Here is a 22,821-nt window from a genome sequence, read left to right as displayed (position 1 = left end):
TTTACAGGAGGCCAAGGGCTATTGTGTCAAGCGGAAGATACGAAAGTGGGTTTACGGAATGCGTATCGTTCTACTAAGCTGACGACGGCGCCTTGTGCTGTCTCCACGGACGGCGGCAGGCGTCGCATATTTCAGTGCCAGACAACATCCGGTTAGTGAGACGGTGTGTGCTTTCGGTTTAAGTCAGCCTGAACTTCACCTGATCGCTCACTTGGCGTCAGGGTTGGCTCGGGCGGACATGCTCACTCCACCGCCGCGAGTACGCACCGATGCAATATCAAAAATTCTCTGAAGCCCAGATCGAGACGCTGGTCGACGCGATCAACACCGATGGCTTCGCCGTTCTACGTGGTTGGGCGAGCGAAGTTGAGCTGGCTGAATTACAAACGATGGTCAGCCAGGCTGTCAGTGCCGCAGGTAATCAATATGTTGCTCTGGCTGGCAGCCAGGCCGTCGCTGGTTCGCTGTTGCACGAGTGGGGCAGCTCGCCTGACTTCCTCGATTTATGCCAGCGTGTGGTAGCAAAAGAAACCGGGCAGCGTTCCAGCGAGCCAGATTTGCACCAGGTATTGCGCTGCCTGATTGGCGAGCGTGGCCAGCGTGAGTCGTTGATCTTCCATTACGATTCATTCGTGCTGACGGCGATCATGCCCGTTTGTATGCCAGAGAACAGTGATCCCGGTGATCTGATCATGCTCCCCAATCACCGGCCGATTCGGAAAAACTATGCCCTGAATCTGCTGGACAAGCTGCTGATCGACAATCGTTGGTCGCAGCGACGCCTGGCCCGGCGTCACGCCAGGCATGCCGAGCAGTTCGTGCGGATCCGGATGCGGCCGGGCGACATGTATCTGTTCTGGGGTTATCGCTCGCTGCACACTAATCTTCCGGCTGACCCCACTGTAATTCGCTCAACCGCTGTTTTTCACTACCAGAATGTGCATGGCCGTAGCTCGCTGGCAAGCCGCATCCGTCGGTCGCTGGCAGAGTTGAAGCCCAAGCAGGCCAGCCAGCTGGAAGAACCACACGCTCAGCGGGAACCCTTTGCTAAAAGACCCTGATGTCATGACGCCGCCGCCTCCTCGGATACCTGGTATCAGGACGCCGAGGATCGGGGTGTGTTGAATGATCGACTCACGCGAGCTCGAGCATCCTTTCCATGATGATCGTGCGCTCGGCGCCATGAAATTCATCTCGCACTTTGTTGAAGCCAAGCGAAGCGTAAAAACCTTCTGCGGTGATGGAAGAGGGGACCCGCAATCGTGCGATCCCGTTGCTGACGGCCAATGCCAGCAACATCGTCATCAGCTGTCGTCCAATTCCCGTCCCCTGATGGGGCGGATCGACGAACACACTTCGAACCACGTCCCGATCCAGGCTGGCGGTTGCAACAACCTGATCGTGGACAGTCGCTACAAATACCTGACGCAGCATCAATAACTCGAGGATCGCCTGCGGGGCAAAGCTGTGCTCAACCTGGGCGATGATCTGCGGTGAGTAATCACGGGCATTGGACTGGCGCAAGGCGCTGACGATGACCTCGCTGATGGCCTTGGCGTCCTCCCGGGTTGCGGTCCGAATCAGGCAATCCATTTGCATGTGCTCCTTGCATGTGGTCCTTCGATCTTAAAGAAATTCGGGGAGACAATACCACCCCTTATATTCTCATCCGCTTATTAGACATACCTTTACTGTCCATAGCGAACAGGTTCGTTGCGGCACAGGTGATGGTGGCAGGCGCGCTGACTGCGCAATCGGCAAGGCAAGGCTGTGGTTATTCACGAACCTGGGGCGGGGTTGTAGACTGGCGGCCTGCAAAATTCCCGCTAGCCCTCAAGCACGAGATTCCTATGGCACACGACGACCTGACTTTTATTGCAGATCCCGATCCGAACTCCATTTCCTCAGACGTGGCGGGTGTCGGCGGCCTGTTGGTCTCCACGCAAATCCCAACCCGCGCCGACGGCAGTCTGGAACTGGGCGGCATCGTCGAGCAGAGCGAGTGCACGCTGCAAGCGTTGAAGGTTGCACTGGAAGGCGCCGGCAGCTCCATGGACCGGGTCCTGCATTTGACGATCTACCTGACCGACATGGCCGACCGTCCTGCCTTCAATGAGGTTTATCAGCGCTTCTTCAGCAAACCCTGGCCGGTCCGCGCCGCTGTTGGCGTAGCCGCATTGGCGGTTGAAGGCATGCGTGTGGAAGTGACGGCAATGGCCGCCAAAGCCTGAGTCGGCAATCAAGTGGCTGCGACCCAGACGCGAAGGGCGCAGCCTAGCCGATCAATACGAAACGGCTGTCGAAGGCAATGTCGCGTCCTTCAATGAGTGCCTGATATTCAGGGCTGTTGTACCAGGTCAGAGCAGCCTCGCGATCAGCAAACTCGATGACCAGGCCACGCTCGAACGTGCCCGCGCCGTGCAGGACGCTCACCGGTCCCCGGGCGACAAATATACCGCCGAAGCTTTCCACGACCGACATTGCCGCCTTGGCGTAGGTGGCTTTTGCAGCCTCATCTTTATCGGTGATTTCAACGATTACATAGGCGCTCATGGTGACTCCGATGTGATTGACGGGATTGCGCCGATTCTACGCACCTATGGTCAGCCGCGGCCAACCCCGAAGAATCAACCCCGGTCAGATCCGCGCCAGCGCCTGAGCCAGATCCGCACGGAGGTCTTCGACAGCTTCAACCCCCACCGACAACCGCACCAGCCCATCGCCGATGCCGAGTTGCGTGCGTGTTTCTGCCGGAATGCTCGCGTGGGTCATGATTGCCGGATGCTCGATCAGACTCTCCACGCCACCGAGACTTTCTGCCAGGGCGAAGATGCGGACGTTTTCCAGAAAACGCCTGGCGCCGGCCAGATCGGTGTTCAGGTCGACGGAGATCATGCCGCCGAATCCGCGCATCTGCTGCCGCGCCAGTTCGTGCTGAGGGTGCGACGCCAGGCCCGGGTAATAAACATGTGCCACCTGCGGCTGTTGCTCCAGCCACTGGGCCAGCGTCAGTGCGTTGCTGCAATGGCGTTCCATGCGCAGGGCCAGGGTCTTCACGCCGCGCAGGGTCAGAAAGGCGTCGAACGGTCCGGCTATTGCACCCACCGAGTTCTGTAAAAAGCCCAGGCGCTCGGCCAGGTCCGGGTTCTGGCCCACCACCGCGATGCCACCGATGACGTCGGAATGGCCGTTGAGGTATTTGGTGGTCGAATGCACCACGATATCGAAACCCAGTTCCAGCGGGCGCTGAATCCACGGGCTGGCAAACGTGTTGTCGGCGACGCAGATAATGCCGCGTCCGTGACAGATGCGCGCCACGGCAGCGAGGTCGGTAAGACTCAGCAGCGGGTTGCTCGGCGTCTCGACCCAGACCATCCGCGTGTCGTCCTGCAACGCTGCCTCGAATGCCGTCAGATCAGTCAGATCGACGTAGCTGAAACGATGCCCGGCGCTGCGCTGGCGCACTTTGTCGAACAGTCGGAACGTGCCGCCGTACAGGTCATTGCCGGACACGATGTGCGCGCCGGAGTCGAGCAATTCGAGCACCGTGGAAATCGCCGCCAGCCCGGAGGCGAAGGCGAAAGCCTGGGTTCCGCTTTCCAGGTCCGCGACGCAGCGCTCCAGTGCCCAGCGCGTCGGGTTGTGCGAGCGTCCGTAATCAAGCCCCTTATGCACGCCGGGACTTTGTTGCAGATAAGTGGAATTGGCATAAATCGGTGGCATCAAGGCCCCGGTGGAAGGGTCCGGCGCCTGGCCTGCGTGGATGACCCTGGTGGCAAAGGCCTGTGGCGCAGGGGTTTCATCGTGTTGACTCATAGTGACCTCCGTAAATGATTGAGCAGGTCGACGCGGGTAATCAGGCCGTGAAAGCCTGCGGCGTCAGCAATGATTGCAACCAGTCCGCGGTCGAGTTTGCCTTGCAGTTCAACCAGACTGGCGCCCGGAGGCAGGACTTCCAGCGTGACAGTCATCGCGCTGGCTACGGTCAGGCGCAGATGTGCAGGGTCTTCATGGACACCCAGCAAGATATCGGACTCGTCGATGACGCCCACCAGCCGCTGGCCATCCACCAGCACCGGAAGCTGCGACACATCGGCCAGCCGCATGCGCTGGAAAGCGGTCAGCAGGGTGTCGTCCGGCCCCACGCTGATTACCCGACCATCCTCGAAACGCCGAGCGATCAGGTCGCGCAGGTCGCCATAACGCGTGCGCTGTAACAAGCCCTGATCGGTCATCCATTGATCGTTGTATACCTTGGACAGGTAGCGTGTGCCGGTGTCGCAGACGAAACTGACCACGCGCTTGGGCACGGTTTGCTCGCGGCAGTAACGCAGCGCCGCCGCCAGCAACGTGCCGGTTGAAGAACCGCCAAGAATGCCTTCGGCGCGCAACAGTTGCCGGGCATGATCGAAGCTTTCCTCGTCGCTGATTGAATAGGCCTGGCGCACGCTGGAAAGATCGGCGATCGACGGGATGAAATCTTCGCCAATGCCTTCTACTGCCCAGGAACCAGGCGTGGGCAGCGGCTGCCCGCGACTGTAATCGGCCATGACGGAGCCAACCGGATCAGCCAGCACCATCGCCAGATCAGGTTGCACCCGGCGGAAGAAGCGCGTCAGCCCGGTGAGCGTGCCGGCTGAACCGACACCGACGACGATTGCATCCAGATCATGCTCAGTCTGCGCCCAGATTTCGGGGGCAGTGCTGCATTCGTGGGCCAGCGGGTTAGCGGGGTTGTTGAATTGATCGGCGAAGAACGCATCGGGAATCTCCTGCGCGAGCCGCGCGGCGACGTCCTGATAGTATTCGTGATGGCCTTTGCCAACGTCGGAACGAGTGATGTGCACCTCGGCGCCCATCGCCTTGAGGTGCAGGACTTTCTCGGTGGACATTTTGTCCGGCACCACCAGCACCACGCGGTAGCCTTTGGCGCGACCGACCAGAGCCAGTCCCAGACCGGTATTGCCAGCCGTCGCCTCGACAATGGTGCCGCCGGGTCGCAGGCGGCCATCGCGCTCGGCGGCATCGATCATCGCCAGGCCGATGCGATCTTTGATCGAGCCACCGGGATTCTGCGATTCGAGTTTGAGGAACAGCGTACACAGGCCGGTATCGAAGCGGGTGACGCGCACCAGCGGGGTATTACCGATCAGTCCGAGCACGGCAGGGCGGGAGTCATCAGGCATGTCTTCATCTCGCTGCACAATCTGCAATGAGATCAGGGTAGCTTGCCGTCCGCACACCTGCCGTGCAAATCGCCAGTCAGGTTATGTCGCAGCAGTTTCCGGCAATTTGGCGATGACTTTGATTTCAAACTGGAAGCCATACAGCCAGGTCACGCCTACCGCCGTCAACGTCGGGTGCGGCGCGTTGCCCCAGAACTCCGGAATCACTTTCCAGATGGTTTCAAACTTCGACTCCGGATCGACAATGAACACTGTCACGTCAATGACATCATCAAACGTGCAACCGGCCGCGCCGAGAATGGCGTTGAGATTGTTCAAGGCGCGTCGCACCTGACTTTCCAGATCCGCCTCGGGTGAGCCGTCCTCGTTGCTGCCGACTTGCCCCGATACGAATAAAAAACCGTTGGACTTGATGGCCGGCGAGTAACGATTGCGCTCATAAAGCGCCTGGCGGCCGGGTGGGAAAACCACGTCACGGATTGTCATGTCTAGCTCCTTCATGGGATTGAGGAACGAGTCAGAGGCAACCCGTTCAGCGATAACGGGACTTTAGGGGCTTGTTGCGGCCCGATAAACAGGCAACTCTAGCCAGCACTGTTTGCATATTCCAAACAATCCAGCGCGCAGAGGATAAGAATGGATCGGTTCGACGCGATGCAGGCGTTCGTCAGAGTGGTGGAGGCGGGCAGCTTCACCAAAGCGGCCGAGACCCTGCACATGAGCAAAACCAGTGTGACGCAACTGGTCCAGCAGTTGGAGGCGCGCCTGCGGGTCAAATTGCTCAATCGCACCACACGAAAAGTCAACGTAACGGCTGATGGCGCTGTCTTTTACGAGCGAGCGGTCCGCCTTCTCGCCGATCTGGACGACGCCGAAACCAGCCTGTCCGCAGCTTCGGCGTCGCCGCGTGGTCGGTTGCGTGTTGACGTCCCCAGCCCGCTGGCGAGCATGATTCTGGTGCCGGCATTGCCCGCCTTCCATGCGCGCTATCCGGATATCCAGATCGACATGGGCGTGAGCGACCGAATCGTTGATATGGTCGGGGAAAACGTCGATTGCGTGGTGCGTGGCGGCGAGTTGACCGACCAGTCTTTGATGGCCCGCCGGGTGGGCACTCTCCAACTGGGCGTTTATGCGGCACCGAGTTATCTGGCGCGTGTCGGTACGCCCATGCATCCGCGAGAGCTGGAAGATTCGCAGCATCGCATCGTCGGTTTTCTGTGGGCGCGTACCGGAAAGGCACTGCCCTATGCCATGCGCTTGAACGATGAAAGCGTGCATATCCACGGACGCTACGTTCTGGCCGTCGACGATGGCAACGCCTATCTCGCCGCAGGTCTGGCGGGCCTGGGGGTGCTTTGGTTGCCGGACTACATGGCCCAGGCCAGCATCGCGCGCGGCGAACTGGTTCCGCTGTTTACCGACTGGCTTCTGGACCCGATGCCGATGTACGTGGCATTTCCCCCGAACCGGCATATCAGCGTGAAGCTGCGGGTGTTCATCGATTGGGTTGTCGAGTTGATGGAACTGCATGCGCCTGTTGGCGTGCCACCGACTTCATGACGCCGTTTAGCGTACTCAATCCATTTCGGTGCTCCGCGCCAGCGCTTCCTGCTGCGTGAGCTGATTCAAGCGCTCGGTCAACGTCGCGTGTACCCGATCATAGGCATCACTGCCAAGCAACAACCGTTTGGGAGCAGGCTGGACGGCAGCAGCCTCGATCATGGCCTTGGCCATTTTCAGCGGGTCGCCGTTGAGCGCAAATGCACCGCTGGTGACCGCGCGGCGTACTTCGCCTGCCGGGGTGTGCTCGTAAGCGTCCATTGGTGGCGGGCTAACCAGCGCTGCGCCGAAGTTGGTGCGGGTCGGGCCCGGCTCCACCAGGGTGAATTCGATACCGAACGGCGCCACCTCTTGAGCCACGGATTCAACGAAGCCTTCGATGGCCCACTTGCTCGCGTGATAAATACTGAAGTTGGGGTAGGCGAGTTGGCCGCCCTCGGACGACACTTGTAAAATCCGGCCGCCTCCTTGTTCTCGCAAATAAGGCAGGCAAGCTCGTATGACCTGCAGTGAACCGATCAGATTGGTTTGCAATTGCTGGTTGATTTGCTCATCGCTGACTTCTTCGGCGGCACCAAACAGCGCGTAACCCGCGTTGCTGACCACCACGTCGATGCGCCCCAATGTGTTGAACGCTTGTTGCGTCACTTCGCGAATGGCGACGGGATCGTTTACGTCCAGCACCGCCAGCCACAACTGCTCGCCATAACGCGCTTTAAGGTCACTCAACGCCTCTGTTTTACGCAGGGTGGCCGCCACTCGTTCGCCGCGCTCCAGCAACTGCTCAACCAGCGCCCGGCCTATTCCTGAAGAACTTCCAGTCACTAACCATGTTTTGCTCATCGCTGAAAATCTCCTCGTGATTGGTCATGGTGCCCATTGGCAAGACCACACTAGTGTGCGAAGACTGCTGTTACTATCCGGTTAATCCTGCATAAACTGGTGAAATATCCCCATGAATCAGTTGCCTCTGTCCCTTGCCGAGCTGCGCGCATTGACGCTGATCGTTGGCCATCGCAGCTTTCGCAAGGCCGCCGATGAGCTTGGCCTATCGGCTTCGACCCTGAGTCATATGATGCGCACGCTGGAAGCCAATCTCGGCGTGCGTTTGCTCAACCGCACCACGCGCAGCGTCGCCCCCACTGCTGCGGGTGAACGCCTGGTCACAAGGCTTGCCCCAATGCTCCGCGAGTTCGAGCTGGCGGTGGAAGAGGTCAATCAGTTCCGCGATCTTCCCAGTGGCACGTTGCGGATCAGTGCCAGCGAGCCCGCGGCGCGCTTGCTGATGGACGCCATATTGCCGGCGTTCCTGACCCGCTTTGCGCAAATGTCGGTCGATCTGGTCACTGATGGCAGACTGGTCGATATCGTGGCTGACGGTTTTGACGCCGGCATTCGCCTGGGGGAATCGGTGCCGCAAGACATGATCGCCGTGCGCCTGGGGGCGGACACGCGCTTTCTCGCCGTGGCCTCGCCAACCTACCTTCAGGAGCATCCCGCGCCGCTCACCCCTGACGATCTGCGTCATCACCAATGTATTGGTATTCGACTGCCGAGCGGCAAACCCTACCGCTGGGAATTTGAAAAGCACGGCCAATCAGCGACGCTGGATGTCTCTGGAAATCTGACCCTCGACAATGCCGAAATAATGGCCGATGCGGCAGCTCGCGGGCTGGGCATTGCGTATGTGCCGGAACAGACCGCCTTGCGGTATCTGTCGAGTCGCCAGCTTGTGGCCGTGCTGGAGGATTGGTGTCCAGCTATCCCCGGATTGTTTTTGTACTATCCGGGTCATCGCCATGTACCTTGGGGGCTAAGGGCGTTGATTGAGGTTATTCGGGATACTGGCGCATTGTCGGCGGCAGGCGCTTGGGCATCAGAAGCGGAAACTGCGGGTCAGGGCGATTGATTGAATGATAGAGTTTGCCCGCTGACGCTCAACGAGCTGATCTAAATATCGTGACCCGCGCTATCGTTCATGATGCCGGAAACCATTTAGCCATAGGAAGGCCATGAGTCGCATCTACACCCATCCCCTTCAAGCCGAAAACGAACGGTTGAAAACCGAACTGTCCGCAGCGCGCAGGCAATACCGACAGTTGCTGGATTCCATCGAAACCGGGTTTTGCATCATCGAAATGAAATTCGATGAGGATGGGCGTCCGTGTGATTACCGGTTCATCGAAACCAATCGCGTTTTTGAGCAGCATACCGGTCTGGTGGATGCCAAAGGCAAATGGATTCGGGACATGGTTCCCGATCAGGATCAGCACTGGTACGACGTCTACGGGAAAGTGGCTGACACGGGTGAGGCGATACGCTTCGAGCATTACGGAGTGGCGTTGCGTCGCTGGTTCGAGGTTCATGCCACGGCGATAAGCACGGAGCAGAAAATCGTCGCCGTGCTGTTCACGGATATCACCGCGCGCCGCAATGCGGAACTCGCGCTGCGCCAGAGTGAAGAGTACTGGCGCGGCATTTTTGAACGGCTTGAAGATGGGTTCATCCTCGGTGAGCTCATCCGCGAGGCAGACGGGACGGTCAGCGACTGGCGGTACCTGGACGTCAATCCTGCCTGGGCCGAGCTGGTCGGCGTGACCAACGCAGAAGTGAAGGGTCGGACAGTCCGGGAGTTGTTTCCAGACGTTGAAAACTTCTGGATCGATGAGGTTGCAGCGGCGGTCAACCAGCAAAAAACCTTAGCTTTCAATCATCAGGTTGCGGGCATAAAGCGCTGGTTCGAAGGCCGCGTGCATCCGTTGGAAGATGACAGGTTCACAATCATTTTTCAGGAAGTGACCGAGGCCCATCGTGCGCTTACCCGGCGCCAGGCACTGCTGGAACTGAGTGACGTATTGCGTGACATGCAAGAACCCGAACAGATGGCGTACAGCGTCTCTGCAACCTTGGGAAGTGTCCTGGAATGCGACGGCGCCTGTTACTTGTCGGTGAGTCCTGACGGGTTGCCGGTGCTGAGCGGTCGGGTCTGGCCAGACGCTGCAGAAACTACGTTGGAGGAACTCTGGCACGGCAATGAATCGCACTGGTTTTCCAGGCAATTGACCCTGGGCCAGCCACTGTTGATAGCTGATATCGCGAACGATCCACTTTCTCGCGATACGCCAGGCCTGTTGCAGGCCGGTATCGGCTCGCTGCTCAGCGTCCCATTGGTGGAAAACGGCAAAACGGTGGCCGCTCTGTGTGCCTTGCGCAGTGAACCGTATGCCTGGACGGCAGCAGAGATGCGCTTTACCGCAGATGCTGCGGGGCGCACGCGCAGCGCCATCGCCCGGCGCAGGGCTGAAAATGATCTGCGGCAGATCAATGCCTCCCTGGAGCAGCTGGTCCAGGACCGAACCCAGGAACTGATGCGATCTGAAGAGCAGCTGCGGCAATCACAGAAAATGGAGGCGGTCGGGCAGTTGACCGGTGGCATCGCCCACGATTTCAACAACCTGCTGACCGGGATTTCCGGCAGCCTGGAGATGATGCAGACCCGGATAGGGCAAGGGCGCATCAATGAACTCGAAAAATATGTGAACTCGGCGCGCGGATCGTCCCAGCGGGCGGCGGCCTTGACTCACAGGCTGCTGGCGTTTTCGCGGCGCCAGACACTTGATCCCAAGCCGACCGATATCAATCGTCTGGTGGCCGGCATGCAGGATCTGATCGTTCGCACCATGGGCCCGGCGGTTGAAACCCGCATGCTGCTCGACGAGGCATTGTGGACCAGCAACGTCGACGGCAATCAGCTGGAAAACGCCTTGCTGAATCTCTGCATCAATGCCCGTGATGCAATGCCCGCCGGCGGCAAGCTGGTGGTTGAAACCGCCAATTGCGCCCTGGACGTCCGCGCCGCCGATGCCTTTGATCTTTCCCCGGGAAACTACGTGTCATTGAGCGTTATCGACACAGGCGTCGGCATGAGTGCGGCCGTGGTGGCCAAGGCATTTGAGCCGTTCTTCACCACCAAGCCGCTGGGTATGGGGACCGGCCTGGGCCTGTCGATGATTTACGGCTTTATCAGGCAGTCCGGCGGCCAGGCGAAAATCTATTCGGAAGTCGGCAAAGGCTCTACGGTGCGCCTGTACCTGCCGCAGGAAACGACTCGACATGTCGAGCAGGCCCCCTTGCAACTCCAGGAAATGCCCAGGGCGTCAGAGGGGCAAACGGTGTTGGTGGTCGATGACGAACCTACAGTGCGTCATCTGGTGGCAGAAATTCTGCAAGAGTTGGGCTACACCGCTTTGGAGGCCGCAGATGGCGCGTCCGGGCTCCGGATTCTCGAGTCCAGTGCCCGGATCGATCTGCTGGTCACTGACGTTGGATTGCCAGGCGGCATGAACGGTCGCCAGATGGCTGATTATTCCCGCTCCAGTCGTCCGGAACTGAAGATTCTGTTCATCACTGGCTATGCAGAAAACGCCGTTATCGGCAGCGGAGACCTCGACGCCAACATGCATGTCATGACCAAGCCGTTCTCGGTCGAAGGCCTGGCCGTGCGTATCAAGAGTCTGATCGAGAGCTGAAAATCCCCTTGGTCTCTCCCAGAATTCTCGCCGCATCCCGGGCGGGGGGAAGGCCAAATATCCGCGCATAATCACGACCGAACTGGGTGGCGCTTTCGTAGCCGACCTCCAGAGCTGCGTTGGTGACACTTCTGGCGCTGGCGACCATGAGCATCCGGGCCTGGAGCAGCCGAACCCGTTTCTGATACTGCAAAGGACTCAACGTCGTGACCGCCTTGAAGTGCCGGTGAAAAGCCGACACGCTCATCGCCGCGCGCTGGGCCAGGGTTTCCACTCGTATCGTCTCGGCGAAATTGCGCCGTATCCATTGAATTGCCAGGCTGACGCGCGCCATCGCCGTGTCGGGCGCGGCGATCTCCCGAAGCATCCAGCCATGGGGCCCCTGCAGTACCCGGTAGAGAATTTCGCGCTCGTAAACCGGGGCCAGGGCGGCGATATCCTCGGGCCGGTCCATTAACCGCAACATGCGCAGCCAGGCGTCCATCAACTCCGGTGTGACGGCCGCGACGGAAAATCCGGCTTCGTTTTCGTAACGGCCGGTGGGCTTTGGCAAGTCGGCCAACAGCGTCGAAAGCACCGTCGGGTCAAGGGTCAGGCTGACCGCAAGGTAAGGTTCACCTGAAGCTGCCGGATGCACCGAGCCGACTGCGGGCAACTCGATGGACATGACGAAATACGTCGCCGGGTCATAGCGCAGCGTGCGATCGCCAACCGTCATGGCTTTGCTGCCTTGCAGGATCAGGTTGATCATCGGGTCGTAGACCGCAGCCAGCATGTGTTCAGGAATCTTGCCTTGAACCATGGCCACGCGTGGGATGCCCGTTTCGGTACGGCGGTTTTCGGCCCGGCAAGCCAGGGCGCGAAGCTCAATGAGTTGATTATTCATAAGCGCCATGCTGATCGCAGGACCATGGCCCACGCAAGCGAAAAGCAGAAACAGGCAGGATTCGGGCAGGAACGGCTGCGCTGGCTTCGAAGGTCATCGGTAATGTGGTGACTCATTTCATCGACAGCGGAGCAGCACATGGGCGTTATCGTCATCACCGGCGGCAGCCGTGGCATCGGGGCCAGCACTGCCGAACTCTGCGCTCAGCGTGGCATGGGCGTCATCCTGACTTACAACAGCAATCCTGAGGCTGCGCAAACCGTCGTGCGCCGAATTGAATCGGCGGGTGGCAAGGCCGTTGCGCTCAAGCTCGACGTCGCCGATGTCAGCGGCTTCGAAGTTTTTCGCCAGGCCGTGCTGCACGTGTTGCAGACAAACTGGGGCGTGGACAGGCTCGATGGCCTGGTCAATAACGCGGGCTACGGGCTGTTCAATCCTCTGCAATCGGTCACTGAGGCGCAGTTCGACGGCCTGTTCAATGTGCACCTCAAAGGCCCGTTTTTCCTGACTCAAGCCTTGCTGCCATTGATGGAAGAGGGCGCGAGCATCGTCAATCTGACCAGCGCCACGACACGCGTGGCAACCGCCGGCGTCGCGCCCTATGCCGCTTTCAAAGGCGGGTTGGACGTACTCACGCGGTACATGGCGAAGGAATTCGGTGATCGGCGCATCCGCGCCAATGCAGTCTCGCCAGGAGCAATTCGCACCGAATTGGGCGGCGGTCTGAATGACGAGTTCGAGGCTCTGCTGGCATCGCAAACCGCGCTTGGCCGAGTCGGCGAGCCGCAAGACGTAGCGCGGGTTATCGCCATGCTGCTTTCCGAGGAAGGCAGCTGGATCAACGCTCAGACTATTGAAGTCGCGGGCGGCTATATCATCTGAATGGCGAGGCGATGACATGCTTGATCACATCTTCATTTCTGTAAGCGACATCGAGCGCTCGGTACGTTTCTACGAGGCGTCGCTGACGCCCCTCGGGATTACGGCTCGGCATGATTTCGACGGCAAGGACGGCCCGGCCGGCCACCCCGACCTCAAGGGCTTCGGCGCTCATGGACGGATGTTCTTCTGGTTGCGCGAAGGCATCGTGGAAGGGAGAGCGGCTCATGTGGGATTCGTAGCGGGCAGCCAGGCAGAGGTTGACGCGGCCTATGCCGCGGCGATTAGCAATGGCGCAGTCGACAACGGCGCTCCGGGTGCACGCCTGCACTACGATCCGAACTATTACGCGGCAAACGTGCTGGATCCTGATGGCTACAGCCTTGAGTTCGTCTACAAAAACTGGCAGCACGCGCAATGAGCACATTACTGATCTACGGCGCGACAGGTTATACCGGGCGCATGGCAGCACAGCGGGCGAAAGCCTTGGGGCTGGATTTCGTGATTGCCGGACGCAATCGACCCCAACTGGCAACTCTCGCCGAACAACTGAGCGTGCCGATGCGCGTGTTTGCTGCCGACGCCGAGGCGGACCAGTCGCTGTTCGGCATCGATGTCTTGTTGAATTTCGCCGGACCCTTCGCGCGCACCGCAGAGCCGCTGATGCGCGCATGCCTGAAGGCGGGCGTCGATTATCTGGACATTACCGCCGAGATCAATGTCTACCGGCTGGCGGAGCAATTGGGCGCCGCCGCGACTGAGTCGGGCGTGATGCTGCTGCCCGGCGTCGGCTGGGACGTGGTGCCGACTGACTGTCTGGCGTTGCATATCGCGCAGCGGGTACAGGAGCCGCAAGCGCTGAACATTGCGCTGCAGGTTCCCGGCTCCATGTCGCGAGGTTCGGCAATGAGCGTCAGCGAAATCATCGGTGCCGGCCTGTTGGCACGGGTCGACGGCCAGCTCGTCGCAACGCCGGATGCACAGCCGCGCCACTTCGATTTTGGCGCAGGGCCGGTGCTGTGTTTGCCACTGTCGTTTGGTGATTTGATTACCGGCTGGCATTCGACGGGCATTCCCAACATTGCCATGTTCGTGCACATCGCGGATGACGCTTTTCCTGACGGGGATCTGTCGCAGCTACCTGATGGGCCGACTGCCCAGGAGCGTGATGCTCATCGGGCCCGGGCCGTGGTTGAGGTCACCGGCGCAGACGGTTCGATCGCGCGATCAGTGATCGAAACCGTCAACGGCTATTCCTATACGCCACTGGCTGCCGTCGAGGCCGCACGACGGGTTCTGGCGGGCGAACGCCGCGCTGGCTTCGAAACCCCAGCCCGACTGTTCGGCGGCGGATTTGCCGAGACCATCGGGGGGACGACGATCAGCGATTTTTAGGAGATTGCGCGATCCTGCGAACGGATTACTGTAGCGAACTTGTTCGCGAGGGGCCGATACATCTGGCAGAGATTCAGTGCCTGAAATACTGCCTCGCGAATAAATTCGCTCCTACAGATCGTTCGCGGGGAAGTCGGTAGGGCGCTCGCGCGCTCCAGCGAACGCAACCGCCGGGGATTTGAACCTCGCGGCATCGCGAGCTGGCGGCAGACCAAACAGGCGGGCGTATTCACGGCTGAATTGCGAGGCGCTTTCATAGCCGACGGCAAACGCGATGGACGCTGCATCGCGAGGATCGAACAACAGCAACCAGCGCGCTCGCAGCAGGCGCAGGCGTTTTTGATACTGAATGGGGGTCATGGCGGTGATGGCCTTGAAATGCCGATAGAACGCCGCAACGCTCATATCGGCCATTGCTGCCAGCGGCTCCACACGGAAGGGTTCGGTGTAGTGCTCGCGAATCCATTCAGTGGCGCGACGGATCTGCGCCAAGCGACCATCTGGCCGCGCGATGTCGCGCAGCATGCCGCCCAACGGGCCTTGCAGTACGCGAAACAAAATCTCCCGCTCGATCATCGGTGCCAATACCGCCGCTTCGTTCGGGCGGTCCATGAGCCGCATCATGCGCAACCACGCATCAATCATCTCGGCGGGCGCTGGCACCGCAGCGAAGCAACTCGGGACTGGCTGCGCGCCGGCTTTCACCTCGTCATCCAGCAACGTGGCGATGACGCAGGGGTTCAGAGTCAGGCTGATCGCAAGATAGGGCAGGTCCGCCGCGCACGGGTGAATCTGACCTGTGGCGGGAACATCCACGGGCACCACGAAATAACTGTTCGCCGGGTAATTCGAAAGCTGATCGCCAATCGACAGCGTCTTGGTGCCCTGCAGCACCAAGTGCAGCATCGGCTGATAAACCTGATCCGCGCAGGCTTCGGCACACACCATCGCCACGCGTGGCAGGCCGGTATCGGTCCACTTGTTTTGCGCGCGCATCACGATGCTGCGCAGTTCATCCATCGCATTTTTCATGGGTTGGAACATGCGGCAGTGCGCCGGACAAAGCAAGCCAGGCGAGAAGAATAGGCAAGCATGGGAGAAGAACCGGCAACCGCTCGACAGGTCGTTGCCCGAATACTGCCACCCAACGCAAACATCACTCATTTTGAAAAGGTAATTCCCATGAAGCTCGAAGGAAAAATTGCTGTAGTCACTGGCGCATCAAAAGGTATCGGTGCCGGAATCGCCAAAGCGCTGGGTGCTGCTGGCGCCACCGTCGTGGTCAACTATTCGTCGAGCAAAAGCGACGCCGACGCCGTTGTTGCACAGATTCAGGCGCAGGGCGGCTCAGCCATCAGCATCCAGGCGGACATGAGCAAGTCCGCAGACGTAACCCGTTTGTTTGCCGAGGTCGGCAGCAACTACGGGACGCTGGATATTTTGGTCAATAACGCCGGAGTCGCGGTGTTTCAGATGATCGAAGACCTCACCGAGGAAGCCTTCCACCAGCAATTCAATCTCAATGTATTGGGTTATCTGCTGGCGGTGCGCGAGGCGGTGAAACTGTTCGGTGAGTCGGGCAGTATCATCAATATCAGCTCCATCCTCAGTACCGATCCGTATCTGGCTTCCAGCGTTTATTCGGCCACCAAGGGCGCGGTCGATACCTTGACCTTTGCCTTGGCCAGAGAGCTGGGCGCGCGCGGTATCCGGGTCAATTCCATCTTGCCCGGCCACACCAATACGCCTGCGACTGACGGCAACTTTGCCGGTGAGTTCGGAGAAAAACTGATCGCAGGTACGCCATTGGGGCGTTTCGGCGAGCCGGAAGACATCGCACCGCTGGCGGTTTTTCTCGCATCCGGGGACTCGCATTGGGTCACGGGCGAATCAATCCGGGCGTCAGGTGGCGTGCGCGGCGTGGGTTACTGAAGGACGCCAAATGCCGAGCGGGAACCTTTCTCGAGGGCTGAGTCAGATACTGGGTAACCGCAGACACGCAGCACAATCGCACCGAGGAAAAATCTTATGGCTTCTGACACCGGTAGAGTTGACTGGTACGGCACCCCGAAAGGGGACGACATTGACGACTTCTACGGTCTCCACGACGTGATTTATGGCGGCGAAGGCAACGATACGCTGGCTGGCGGATTCAAGAGCGGCAGCACCAGCATTTTGATCGGCGGCGCAGGCCGTGACGTGCTTAATGCCGTCAGCGAACACAATACGCTGCGTTTCAGCAGCATCACCGACAGCTACCGCGACACAACGACCTCGCACTCAGACACGATCAAAAGCTTTGATGCCGCGCAGGACAAGCTCGACCTGACGGCGTTGGGCTACACAAAGCTTGGCGACGGCCACGGCAGCAGCCTGAAGCTTTCGTATAACGCGGCCCAGGACGCGACGTATCTCAAGAGTTTCGATGAGAACGCCGGCGGACAGCGATTTGAACTGGTGTTCAAAGGTGACTACAGCGACACGTTGACCAACGCCAACTTCCTGCAATTGGTTTCCGGCACTGGTTACAACGATTCGCTCCAGGGCAGTGATGTCGCTTCAGTCACGCTGGCGGGGCATGAGGGCCGGGATTTGCTGACGGGGGGCGCCACGGACGAGCGTCTGGACGGCGGCGCCGGTGGCGATACGCTCAAGGGCGGTGCCGGAGCGGATGCATTCGTCTACAGCAATGTGCTCGACAGCGTTAAATCAAACAGCGGCAGCACCCAGGGTCGAGATCTGATCTCCGACTTTTCGGCCGCTGAAGGCGACACGATTGATCTGTCCGCGCTGGGTTTTTCCGGCTTCGGCGACGGCCATGACGGTACGCTAAAAGTGTCGGTAAACGCCGCTGGAGACAAGACCTCGCTGAAATCCCTGGATACCGACAGCGCCGGTAATCACTTTGAAATCATGTTCAGCGGCAACCTTACAGATGACCTGAATCGGGACACCGTGATCTTCGCCAATACCGGTGGCGACAAGGTGATAAACAGTCTGACTCGGGATGACCAGGAAATCGTCGGCACCGCCAAGGCTGATGTACTGGTGGGTAATTACGCGCGCGACGAGATATTGGGTTTTGAGGGCAATGACAGCATAAACGGCGGCGCTGGCAATGATTCCATGGCAGGCGGCAAGGGCATTGATACGCTTACCGGCGGGGCGGGCCGAGATGATTTCGTGTTCTATAACATCGGTGAAAGTTATCGCACCGCTACCGAAGATCATTCCGACGTCATCACCGATTATGAGTCTGGCGACATTCTTTATGCGCTGGATTTAGGCTTCACCGACTTGGGTGATGGCACCAACGGTACGCTCAAGCTTGACTATGACTCAGGCAAAAATCAGACCTACCTCCACTCATTGGAAGCCAACAAGCAGGGACAATTCTTCCAGGTGACCCTGGCGGGTGAGCACACGACTGTGTCGATTGCCCTGGATGGCTTGTATGTGGATGAGCAACCGATCCAGATTGTCGGGGTGAACCCGACTGATCCTGCACCCGTGTAACAGCAACGGGTGAGCCATTCATTGCAGCACGTGTGGATGCGCTGCGAAATGCTCAACCAGCCAGTCGACGAAGGCGCGCACGCGCACGCTGAGGTGGCGGTTGGGCATGTACACCACGGACAGCGGATTGGCCGGCACCGACCAATCCTCCAGCACCGGGACGAGAGTGCCTGCGTCAATATGCGGCTGCACCATGAAGCGCAACGTATGGATCACGCCTAGCCCGGCGAGTCCGGCTGCGAGGTAGCCATTACTGTCGTTGACGGCGACGACGTAGTTGCCCTCAACGACCACCTGCTCGTCGCCCCTGAAGAATTCAAGTTTGTTTTGCCGCCCGGAACTGGGGAAGAAGTAGCGAACCAGGGTGTGCCCCTGCTCCAGCTGTGCCGGGTGGGTTAGCTGCTGATGGGCTGCCACGTACGCCGGTGTCGCGCAGGTCACAAAATCCACACTGCCCAGACGCCGGGCGATCAGCGCAGAGTCCTGGAGAATGCCGCCGCGTATTACGCAATCAATGCTTTCGCTGGCCAGATCCGCAGTGCGGTCGCTGGCGCCGATGTCGATCTGCAGATGCGGGTAGCGAGCATGGAAGGTGGGCAGCGCCGGGATCACCAACAGCGTGGCCACCGTCGTGCCCATATCGACCCGAATCCTGCCCCGTGGGCTGGATTGCGCAACCGCCATTTCCGATTCGACCTCCAGCCACTGATCAAGCACCCGACTCATCCGCGCATGGTAGACGCTGCCTTCGGTGGTGAGCGTGACCCGCCGCGTGGTGCGGTTGAGCAGCTTCACGCGCAGATGAGCTTCCAGCGCCTGCACGAGCTTGGTAATCGCATTCGGGTGCAGATCCAGTTGCGCCGCAGCCTTGACGAAGCTGCCGGTTTTGACAATGCGGTTGAACGCCTGCACTGCGAGGAAATAATCCATGGTGCGCCTCGGACTGTGGTGAAAACGGCTATTATCACTGTTTTGGTGATACGGTATACTGTTTTGCAGAGTTTATCCCGGATAAGAAGGGCTATATCGTGGTTTCTCGGTTCGCAGTCTGTGAACGGAACCACCTCCCAACCTATCAAGGAAATCTCATGACCCACGTTCTCAAAGGCAAAATTGCATTGGTCACTGGTGCCTCTCGTGGTATTGGCGCTGCCATCGCCCGGCGTCTGGCTGCCGAGGGCGTCGATGTTGCGTTCAGCTATTCGCAATCGCCTGAGCGGGCTCAAGCCGTGTTGCTTGATATTCAGGCACATGGCGTGAAGGGATTGGCAATTGCTGCTGACCAGAGCAATAGCGCTGCGGTGACCGCATTGGTTGAAAAGGTCCACGCACACTTCGGGCGTCTCGACATCCTGGTCAACAGTGCCGGCGTGTTTGTTACCGGTGTTGTTGGTGATCCCTTGGCCGACATTGCTGAACTGGACCGCCAGCACGCGATCAACGTCGGCGGGGTCGTTGCGGCGGTGCGCGCAGCAGTGCCGTTGCTTTCGGAGGGCGGTCGCATTATTTCGATAGGCACCATGTTCGCCAGCCGCGCACCGTTTCCTGGCATTGGCGACTATGCCGCTACCAAAGCTGCTGTCGCCGCGTACAGCCGAGCCTGGGCACGTGATCTGGGCTCGCGGAATATCACCGTCAATACCGTCCAGCCTGGGCCGATCAATACCGAAATGAACCCCGAAACCAGCGACGTAGCACCAATGGTCAAGCAGATGACGGCACTGGGCCGCTACGGTCAGCCTGAAGAAATTGCCGGAGTGGTGGCGTTTCTCGCCGGACCCGATGCGGCGTATATCACTGGCGCCACCTTGAATGTGGATGGCGGCCAGAACAGCTGAATATTGACAGCCGCCAACACCTGAGTCCGTTTCGGGTGCGCGGCCTGATCGTGCCTACCGAATCACTGATGCGAATACAGTTTCAACGCCTTGGCAAACCCCTGCGCCCGGAATATGGCACTGCCTTCGCCCAGATCACCGTCACTGGCGACGAGGTAGACCTCGTTGGTTTCAGGCTTGATGGCCAGACTGGTTGAGCGCAGGTAGTGACCGGTTTCGCGGCCGGGGATCAGGATCTGGCCGATAGGCAGGCCGTTGGGATTCAGCACCAGTACCCGGCCTTGGCTGTACATCGCCACGTACAGATTGCCATCCTGATCCACGCGCATCGAGTCCGGGGAAGGGCCGTTGAAGCGATAAACCACCGCCTCGCCGAACGGGGCGATGGTTGTCGCGTCCTTCAGTTCGATGCGGTGCAGCAAACCTGTGGCGAACTCGGTGACCCACAGGGTTTTGCCGTCGGGCGACAAGGCGATGCCGTTGGCAATCGCCAGCTTGGGCAGGATCGGCACGATGCTTTTGCCGTCTGCGGGTACGTAATAAACCCCGCCGGTGGGTTCGGTGGAAGTGCCTTTGAAGTCGGTGAAGTAAAAACCGCCGGTGCTGTCGAACACCAGATCATCCACCAGATAGTTTTTATTGCCGGCAATGATCACTTGCGGCGCCGAGCCATCGGCCTTGTAGGTGGTCAAGTTGCCGGTATCCTTGAAGTTGCCGAGCCCGGCGACATACAGACGACCGTCCTTATGGATCGCCAGCCCCGCTGAACCCAAGGCATTTTTCGGCACCACGACACTGAGCTTGCCCTGAGTGTCGACCTTGAGCACCTGGCCGCCGAAGACTTCCACGAAAAGCAAATTGCCTTCCCGGTCGAATGACGGTCCTTCCAGCTGCAGGCCTTTGTCCGACACCTTCAGCCATTGCTGGGCGGTGACGGTCGGCAGGTCTTTTTCCGCCGCCGCAATTGCCTGCAATTGCTGGCCCTCGGCGGGGTAGCTGAGCGTCGGGATCGATTCCGCGGCCTGCGCGTGGATCGCGCCGGTACTTAACAGGAAAAACATCGAAGCCAGGATGTGCTTATGCATTGAGGATCACCTGATTATTGTTGTTCTGTTGGTTGTGCGTCATGCACCCAGCATGGCGACGATGGCAGGCACGGTCAGCACGGCTGTGTAGTAGCCCATGAACTGCACGCCGATGTTGAAGCCCAGAAAGCGTGATAAAAATCCGCCCAACAGCCCGACAGTGATGATCACCAGTAGCCCGAGCAGACCACCTTCCCAGATGCCGATCACCAGAATCAGGCCGACAAAGGTTGCGATGACGGCTTCGTGGCTGATCTTGCGCGACACATAAGAAGCGGCCCGATGCGCGTAATTCATGGTGAACGGGTAGGCGATCAGAATGGCGATGACTACAGCCAGCATGCCGTAGCCGAGAAACTCCCAGGTACTGAGCAGTGAGTGCAGGTTGTTTACCTGACCGGTCGCGGCATCCACGCTGAAACGTGGCGGGGCATTGAACAGCGGTGCGGCCGGGCCGGCGGCGACCGGACTGAGTGGCAGGCCGAAAGCGATCAGCGGGATCAATGCTTCGGCAATGTAGGTCGATTCGGTAACCCCGTTTCGGGCGGTAATCACCGTAGTAAGCCGATGATAGACATGCTTGACCCGCGACCCGACCATTTCGCCCATGATCACCGTCATCGCCACCGGACTGAAGACGAAGGTAGCGCTGGAAATGACAGCAGTGACGGCCGTCCACATGCTTTGCTTGCGGTCCAGGACCTTGAGCGGGTTCGGGAAAAAGCCGCCCCAGCTTTTGACGTCTGGCGACAGGGAGAACGTGCGAACCTCCTGGCGACGCATTTTGTCTCGCTCGGCGGGTGCGAGCAGGGAGAACAGTGCGGCAATCAATGGCCCGATGGCGATGCCGAGGAAGTAACTGACGCTGAGTTTGACGCCGTATTGTCCGGTCATGGTTTGCAAACCGATGATCACCATGACAAACGGAATCAGGGTCAACACCGCTGCCAGACGCCCCTTGGAGAACCAGGCGATGGCAATGGCGGCGGCGAGGAAAACCCAGGGTGCCGCGCGCTTGATCATGTCACCGAACGGCGAGAGCATCACCGCGAACAGCACGGCCATGGGCACGGCGATCAACGCGGCAATCACCGCGCCGGAAATCATCTTGCGCAGGGCAATGTGCGGAACACCGAGGTTGCGCAGGAAGTTGGCCTCGCGCATGAGCGGCGTGGCCATGGTGTCGCCCGGAATCCCCAGCAACGCGGTCGGCACGGCGTGGGTCATGTGCTTGGCGACGGCGCCGGCAAGAAAGAACGTCAGGATGCCAGGTGCAGGCACGCCGAGCAGCACGACCAGCAAGGTCAATGGCGCGAGGGTCGTGGTCTCGTCGCTGCCGGAGATCAGGCCGATCCCGGCAAAGATCACTGCCCCCAGAATACCCATGCCCAACGCGATGAGGAGCTGATCCAGCAGAGGCGCCATCATGACCGGCCACCTTTGATGCTCACAGCGCTTTCGACATTCAGCGCGGGCGGTTCTGGGCTGTCGACCTTGGCCAGTTGTGCGCGCTCATAGTCTGCGAACAGCTCATACAGGTCCATCTCGCGAAGCTCGGCAATGGTCGCCGGTGGCAAATCGGAGAGCTTGCCCAGATCGCCGAACTCGTTCTGCAGTTCGAGCAAGACCTGCGCGCGCCAGGCGGGATCGGCCTGGTGTTCCATGACATGGCGCTTGGGTTTGAACAGCGCGGCACTGATCGCGCCGCCTGCCAGACAACCGACGATGCCGATCAACATGGCATAGGCCCGGGCCATTTGCGCAGAAGCAACCCAGCCGACCAACAGGTGCTTGGCGATGAAAAACGCCCCCAGGCTGACGACTGCACCGATGGCGATGGCGTAAATCAGATGACGACCGTCTACCGTGTCGCCCCAAACTTCATACAGTTCGGATTTCAAAGGATTCTCCCACTGCCCTTGCGGGCTTTTATTGTTATGAAGG

Annotated in this window: 23 protein-coding genes; 11 read left to right on the top strand and 12 right to left on the bottom strand. The window is 59.5% G+C overall.

All coding sequences use genetic code 11. The annotated features are described in order from the left end of the window. The first annotated feature begins 269 nt into the window (after positions 1 to 269). Entirely contained in the window at positions 270 to 1,061 is a 792-nt protein-coding gene (locus tag CFII64_RS19415; RefSeq protein ID WP_020292533.1) for a hypothetical protein, read from the top strand. Positions 1,062 to 1,134: 73 nt separating this feature from the next. Here the strand turns inward: CFII64_RS19415 and CFII64_RS19410 are convergent, their stop codons facing one another. Then, positions 1,135 to 1,593, bottom strand: a complete 459-nt coding sequence (locus CFII64_RS19410; protein WP_020292532.1) for a GNAT family N-acetyltransferase — start codon at positions 1,591 to 1,593, stop codon at positions 1,135 to 1,137. 257 nt (positions 1,594 to 1,850) lie between these two features. Between CFII64_RS19410 and CFII64_RS19405 the strand changes: the two genes are divergently transcribed. Then, entirely contained in the window at positions 1,851 to 2,231 is a 381-nt protein-coding gene (locus CFII64_RS19405) for a RidA family protein (RefSeq protein WP_020292531.1), read from the top strand. Positions 2,232 to 2,274: 43 nt separating this feature from the next. On the opposite strand, the gene CFII64_RS19400 is transcribed toward CFII64_RS19405, so the two are convergent. The 4 genes from CFII64_RS19400 to CFII64_RS19385 form a co-directional block, all read right to left on the bottom strand. Beyond that, a complete protein-coding gene (locus CFII64_RS19400; protein WP_020292530.1) occupies positions 2,275 to 2,553 on the bottom strand; it encodes a DUF1330 domain-containing protein in 279 nt (92 codons plus the stop codon). An 84-nt stretch (positions 2,554 to 2,637) separates the two neighbouring features. Continuing rightward, positions 2,638 to 3,816, bottom strand: coding sequence for a cystathionine gamma-synthase (locus CFII64_RS19395; protein WP_020292529.1), 1,179 nt, complete (start codon positions 3,814 to 3,816; stop codon positions 2,638 to 2,640). After that, positions 3,813 to 5,186, bottom strand: a complete 1,374-nt coding sequence (locus tag CFII64_RS19390) for a pyridoxal-phosphate dependent enzyme (protein ID WP_020292528.1) — start codon at positions 5,184 to 5,186, stop codon at positions 3,813 to 3,815. Before CFII64_RS19390 ends, CFII64_RS19395 begins: the two co-directional genes overlap by 4 nt. An 81-nt stretch (positions 5,187 to 5,267) precedes the next feature. Continuing rightward, entirely contained in the window at positions 5,268 to 5,672 is a 405-nt protein-coding gene (locus CFII64_RS19385) for a RidA family protein (RefSeq protein WP_020292527.1), read from the bottom strand. 150 nt (positions 5,673 to 5,822) lie between these two features. Between CFII64_RS19385 and CFII64_RS19380 the strand changes: the two genes are divergently transcribed. Next, a complete protein-coding gene (locus CFII64_RS19380; protein ID WP_020292526.1) occupies positions 5,823 to 6,749 on the top strand; it encodes a LysR family transcriptional regulator in 927 nt (308 codons plus the stop codon). A gap of 15 nt (positions 6,750 to 6,764) precedes the next feature. Here CFII64_RS19380 and CFII64_RS19375 read toward each other — a convergent pair whose 3' ends face one another. Further along, complete coding sequence (locus tag CFII64_RS19375; protein WP_020292525.1) at positions 6,765 to 7,592, bottom strand: SDR family oxidoreductase; 828 nt, start codon at positions 7,590 to 7,592, stop codon at positions 6,765 to 6,767. A gap of 112 nt (positions 7,593 to 7,704) precedes the next feature. Between CFII64_RS19375 and CFII64_RS19370 the strand changes: the two genes are divergently transcribed. Both CFII64_RS19370 and CFII64_RS29060 read left to right on the top strand, forming a co-directional pair. Beyond that, the gene (locus CFII64_RS19370; RefSeq protein WP_020292524.1) at positions 7,705 to 8,658 is read left to right on the top strand and encodes a LysR family transcriptional regulator; all 954 of its coding nucleotides are present in this window, start codon (positions 7,705 to 7,707) and stop codon (positions 8,656 to 8,658) included. 103 nt (positions 8,659 to 8,761) lie between these two features. Then, positions 8,762 to 11,278: an ATP-binding protein gene (locus CFII64_RS29060; protein WP_020292523.1), complete on the top strand. Its 2,517-nt coding sequence runs from the start codon at positions 8,762 to 8,764 to the stop codon at positions 11,276 to 11,278. Here the strand turns inward: CFII64_RS29060 and CFII64_RS19360 are convergent. After that, positions 11,256 to 12,164: an AraC family transcriptional regulator gene (locus CFII64_RS19360; RefSeq protein ID WP_020292522.1), complete on the bottom strand. Its 909-nt coding sequence runs from the start codon at positions 12,162 to 12,164 to the stop codon at positions 11,256 to 11,258. The genes CFII64_RS29060 and CFII64_RS19360 overlap by 23 nt on opposite strands. Before the next feature lie 138 nt (positions 12,165 to 12,302). Between CFII64_RS19360 and CFII64_RS19355 the strand changes: the two genes are divergently transcribed. The 3 genes from CFII64_RS19355 to CFII64_RS19345 are packed head-to-tail and all read left to right on the top strand — an operon-like array spanning position 12,303 to position 14,438. Continuing rightward, positions 12,303 to 13,046, top strand: a complete 744-nt coding sequence (locus CFII64_RS19355) for an SDR family NAD(P)-dependent oxidoreductase (protein WP_020292521.1) — start codon at positions 12,303 to 12,305, stop codon at positions 13,044 to 13,046. Between the two features lie 16 nt (positions 13,047 to 13,062). Then, a complete protein-coding gene (locus CFII64_RS19350) occupies positions 13,063 to 13,464 on the top strand; it encodes a VOC family protein (protein ID WP_020292520.1) in 402 nt (133 codons plus the stop codon). Next, entirely contained in the window at positions 13,461 to 14,438 is a 978-nt protein-coding gene (locus CFII64_RS19345) for a trans-acting enoyl reductase family protein (protein ID WP_020292519.1), read from the top strand. The genes CFII64_RS19350 and CFII64_RS19345 overlap by 4 nt, the downstream gene beginning before the upstream one ends. A 111-nt stretch (positions 14,439 to 14,549) precedes the next feature. Here the strand turns inward: CFII64_RS19345 and CFII64_RS19340 are convergent, their stop codons facing one another. Then, a complete protein-coding gene (locus CFII64_RS19340; RefSeq protein ID WP_052026647.1) occupies positions 14,550 to 15,470 on the bottom strand; it encodes an AraC family transcriptional regulator in 921 nt (306 codons plus the stop codon). Positions 15,471 to 15,620: 150 nt separating this feature from the next. Here CFII64_RS19340 and CFII64_RS19335 point away from each other — a divergent pair, with 150 nt between their 5' ends. Both CFII64_RS19335 and CFII64_RS29055 read left to right on the top strand, forming a co-directional pair. Next, on the top strand, positions 15,621 to 16,370 hold the full coding sequence (locus CFII64_RS19335; RefSeq protein WP_020292517.1) for a glucose 1-dehydrogenase: 750 nt from the start codon (positions 15,621 to 15,623) through the stop codon (positions 16,368 to 16,370). 96 nt (positions 16,371 to 16,466) lie between these two features. Continuing rightward, a complete protein-coding gene (locus CFII64_RS29055; RefSeq protein ID WP_020292516.1) occupies positions 16,467 to 17,954 on the top strand; it encodes a M10 family metallopeptidase C-terminal domain-containing protein in 1,488 nt (495 codons plus the stop codon). Between the two features lie 18 nt (positions 17,955 to 17,972). On the opposite strand, the gene CFII64_RS19325 is transcribed toward CFII64_RS29055, so the two are convergent. Next, complete coding sequence (locus CFII64_RS19325; protein WP_020292515.1) at positions 17,973 to 18,884, bottom strand: LysR family transcriptional regulator; 912 nt, start codon at positions 18,882 to 18,884, stop codon at positions 17,973 to 17,975. Positions 18,885 to 19,042: 158 nt separating this feature from the next. Here CFII64_RS19325 and CFII64_RS19320 point away from each other — a divergent pair, with 158 nt between their 5' ends. After that, positions 19,043 to 19,792, top strand: coding sequence for an SDR family NAD(P)-dependent oxidoreductase (locus CFII64_RS19320; protein ID WP_020292514.1), 750 nt, complete (start codon positions 19,043 to 19,045; stop codon positions 19,790 to 19,792). Between the two features lie 62 nt (positions 19,793 to 19,854). On the opposite strand, the gene CFII64_RS19315 is transcribed toward CFII64_RS19320, so the two are convergent. From CFII64_RS19315 to CFII64_RS19305, 3 genes are read right to left on the bottom strand one after another with little or no spacing between them, the layout of a single operon-like run. Further along, a complete protein-coding gene (locus tag CFII64_RS19315) occupies positions 19,855 to 20,877 on the bottom strand; it encodes an SMP-30/gluconolactonase/LRE family protein (protein WP_020292513.1) in 1,023 nt (340 codons plus the stop codon). A gap of 39 nt (positions 20,878 to 20,916) precedes the next feature. Continuing rightward, the gene (locus CFII64_RS19310) at positions 20,917 to 22,305 is read right to left on the bottom strand and encodes a tripartite tricarboxylate transporter permease (RefSeq protein ID WP_020292512.1); all 1,389 of its coding nucleotides are present in this window, start codon (positions 22,303 to 22,305) and stop codon (positions 20,917 to 20,919) included. Then, positions 22,302 to 22,778, bottom strand: coding sequence for a hypothetical protein (locus tag CFII64_RS19305; RefSeq protein ID WP_020292511.1), 477 nt, complete (start codon positions 22,776 to 22,778; stop codon positions 22,302 to 22,304). The genes CFII64_RS19310 and CFII64_RS19305 overlap by 4 nt, the downstream gene beginning before the upstream one ends. Between the last annotated feature and the right edge of the window lie 43 nt (positions 22,779 to 22,821).

This window comes from Pseudomonas sp. CFII64, from assembly GCF_000416235.1.
Lineage (GTDB): Bacteria > Pseudomonadota > Gammaproteobacteria > Pseudomonadales > Pseudomonadaceae > Aquipseudomonas.
This window is presented reverse-complemented; position numbering and strand designations above follow the sequence as displayed.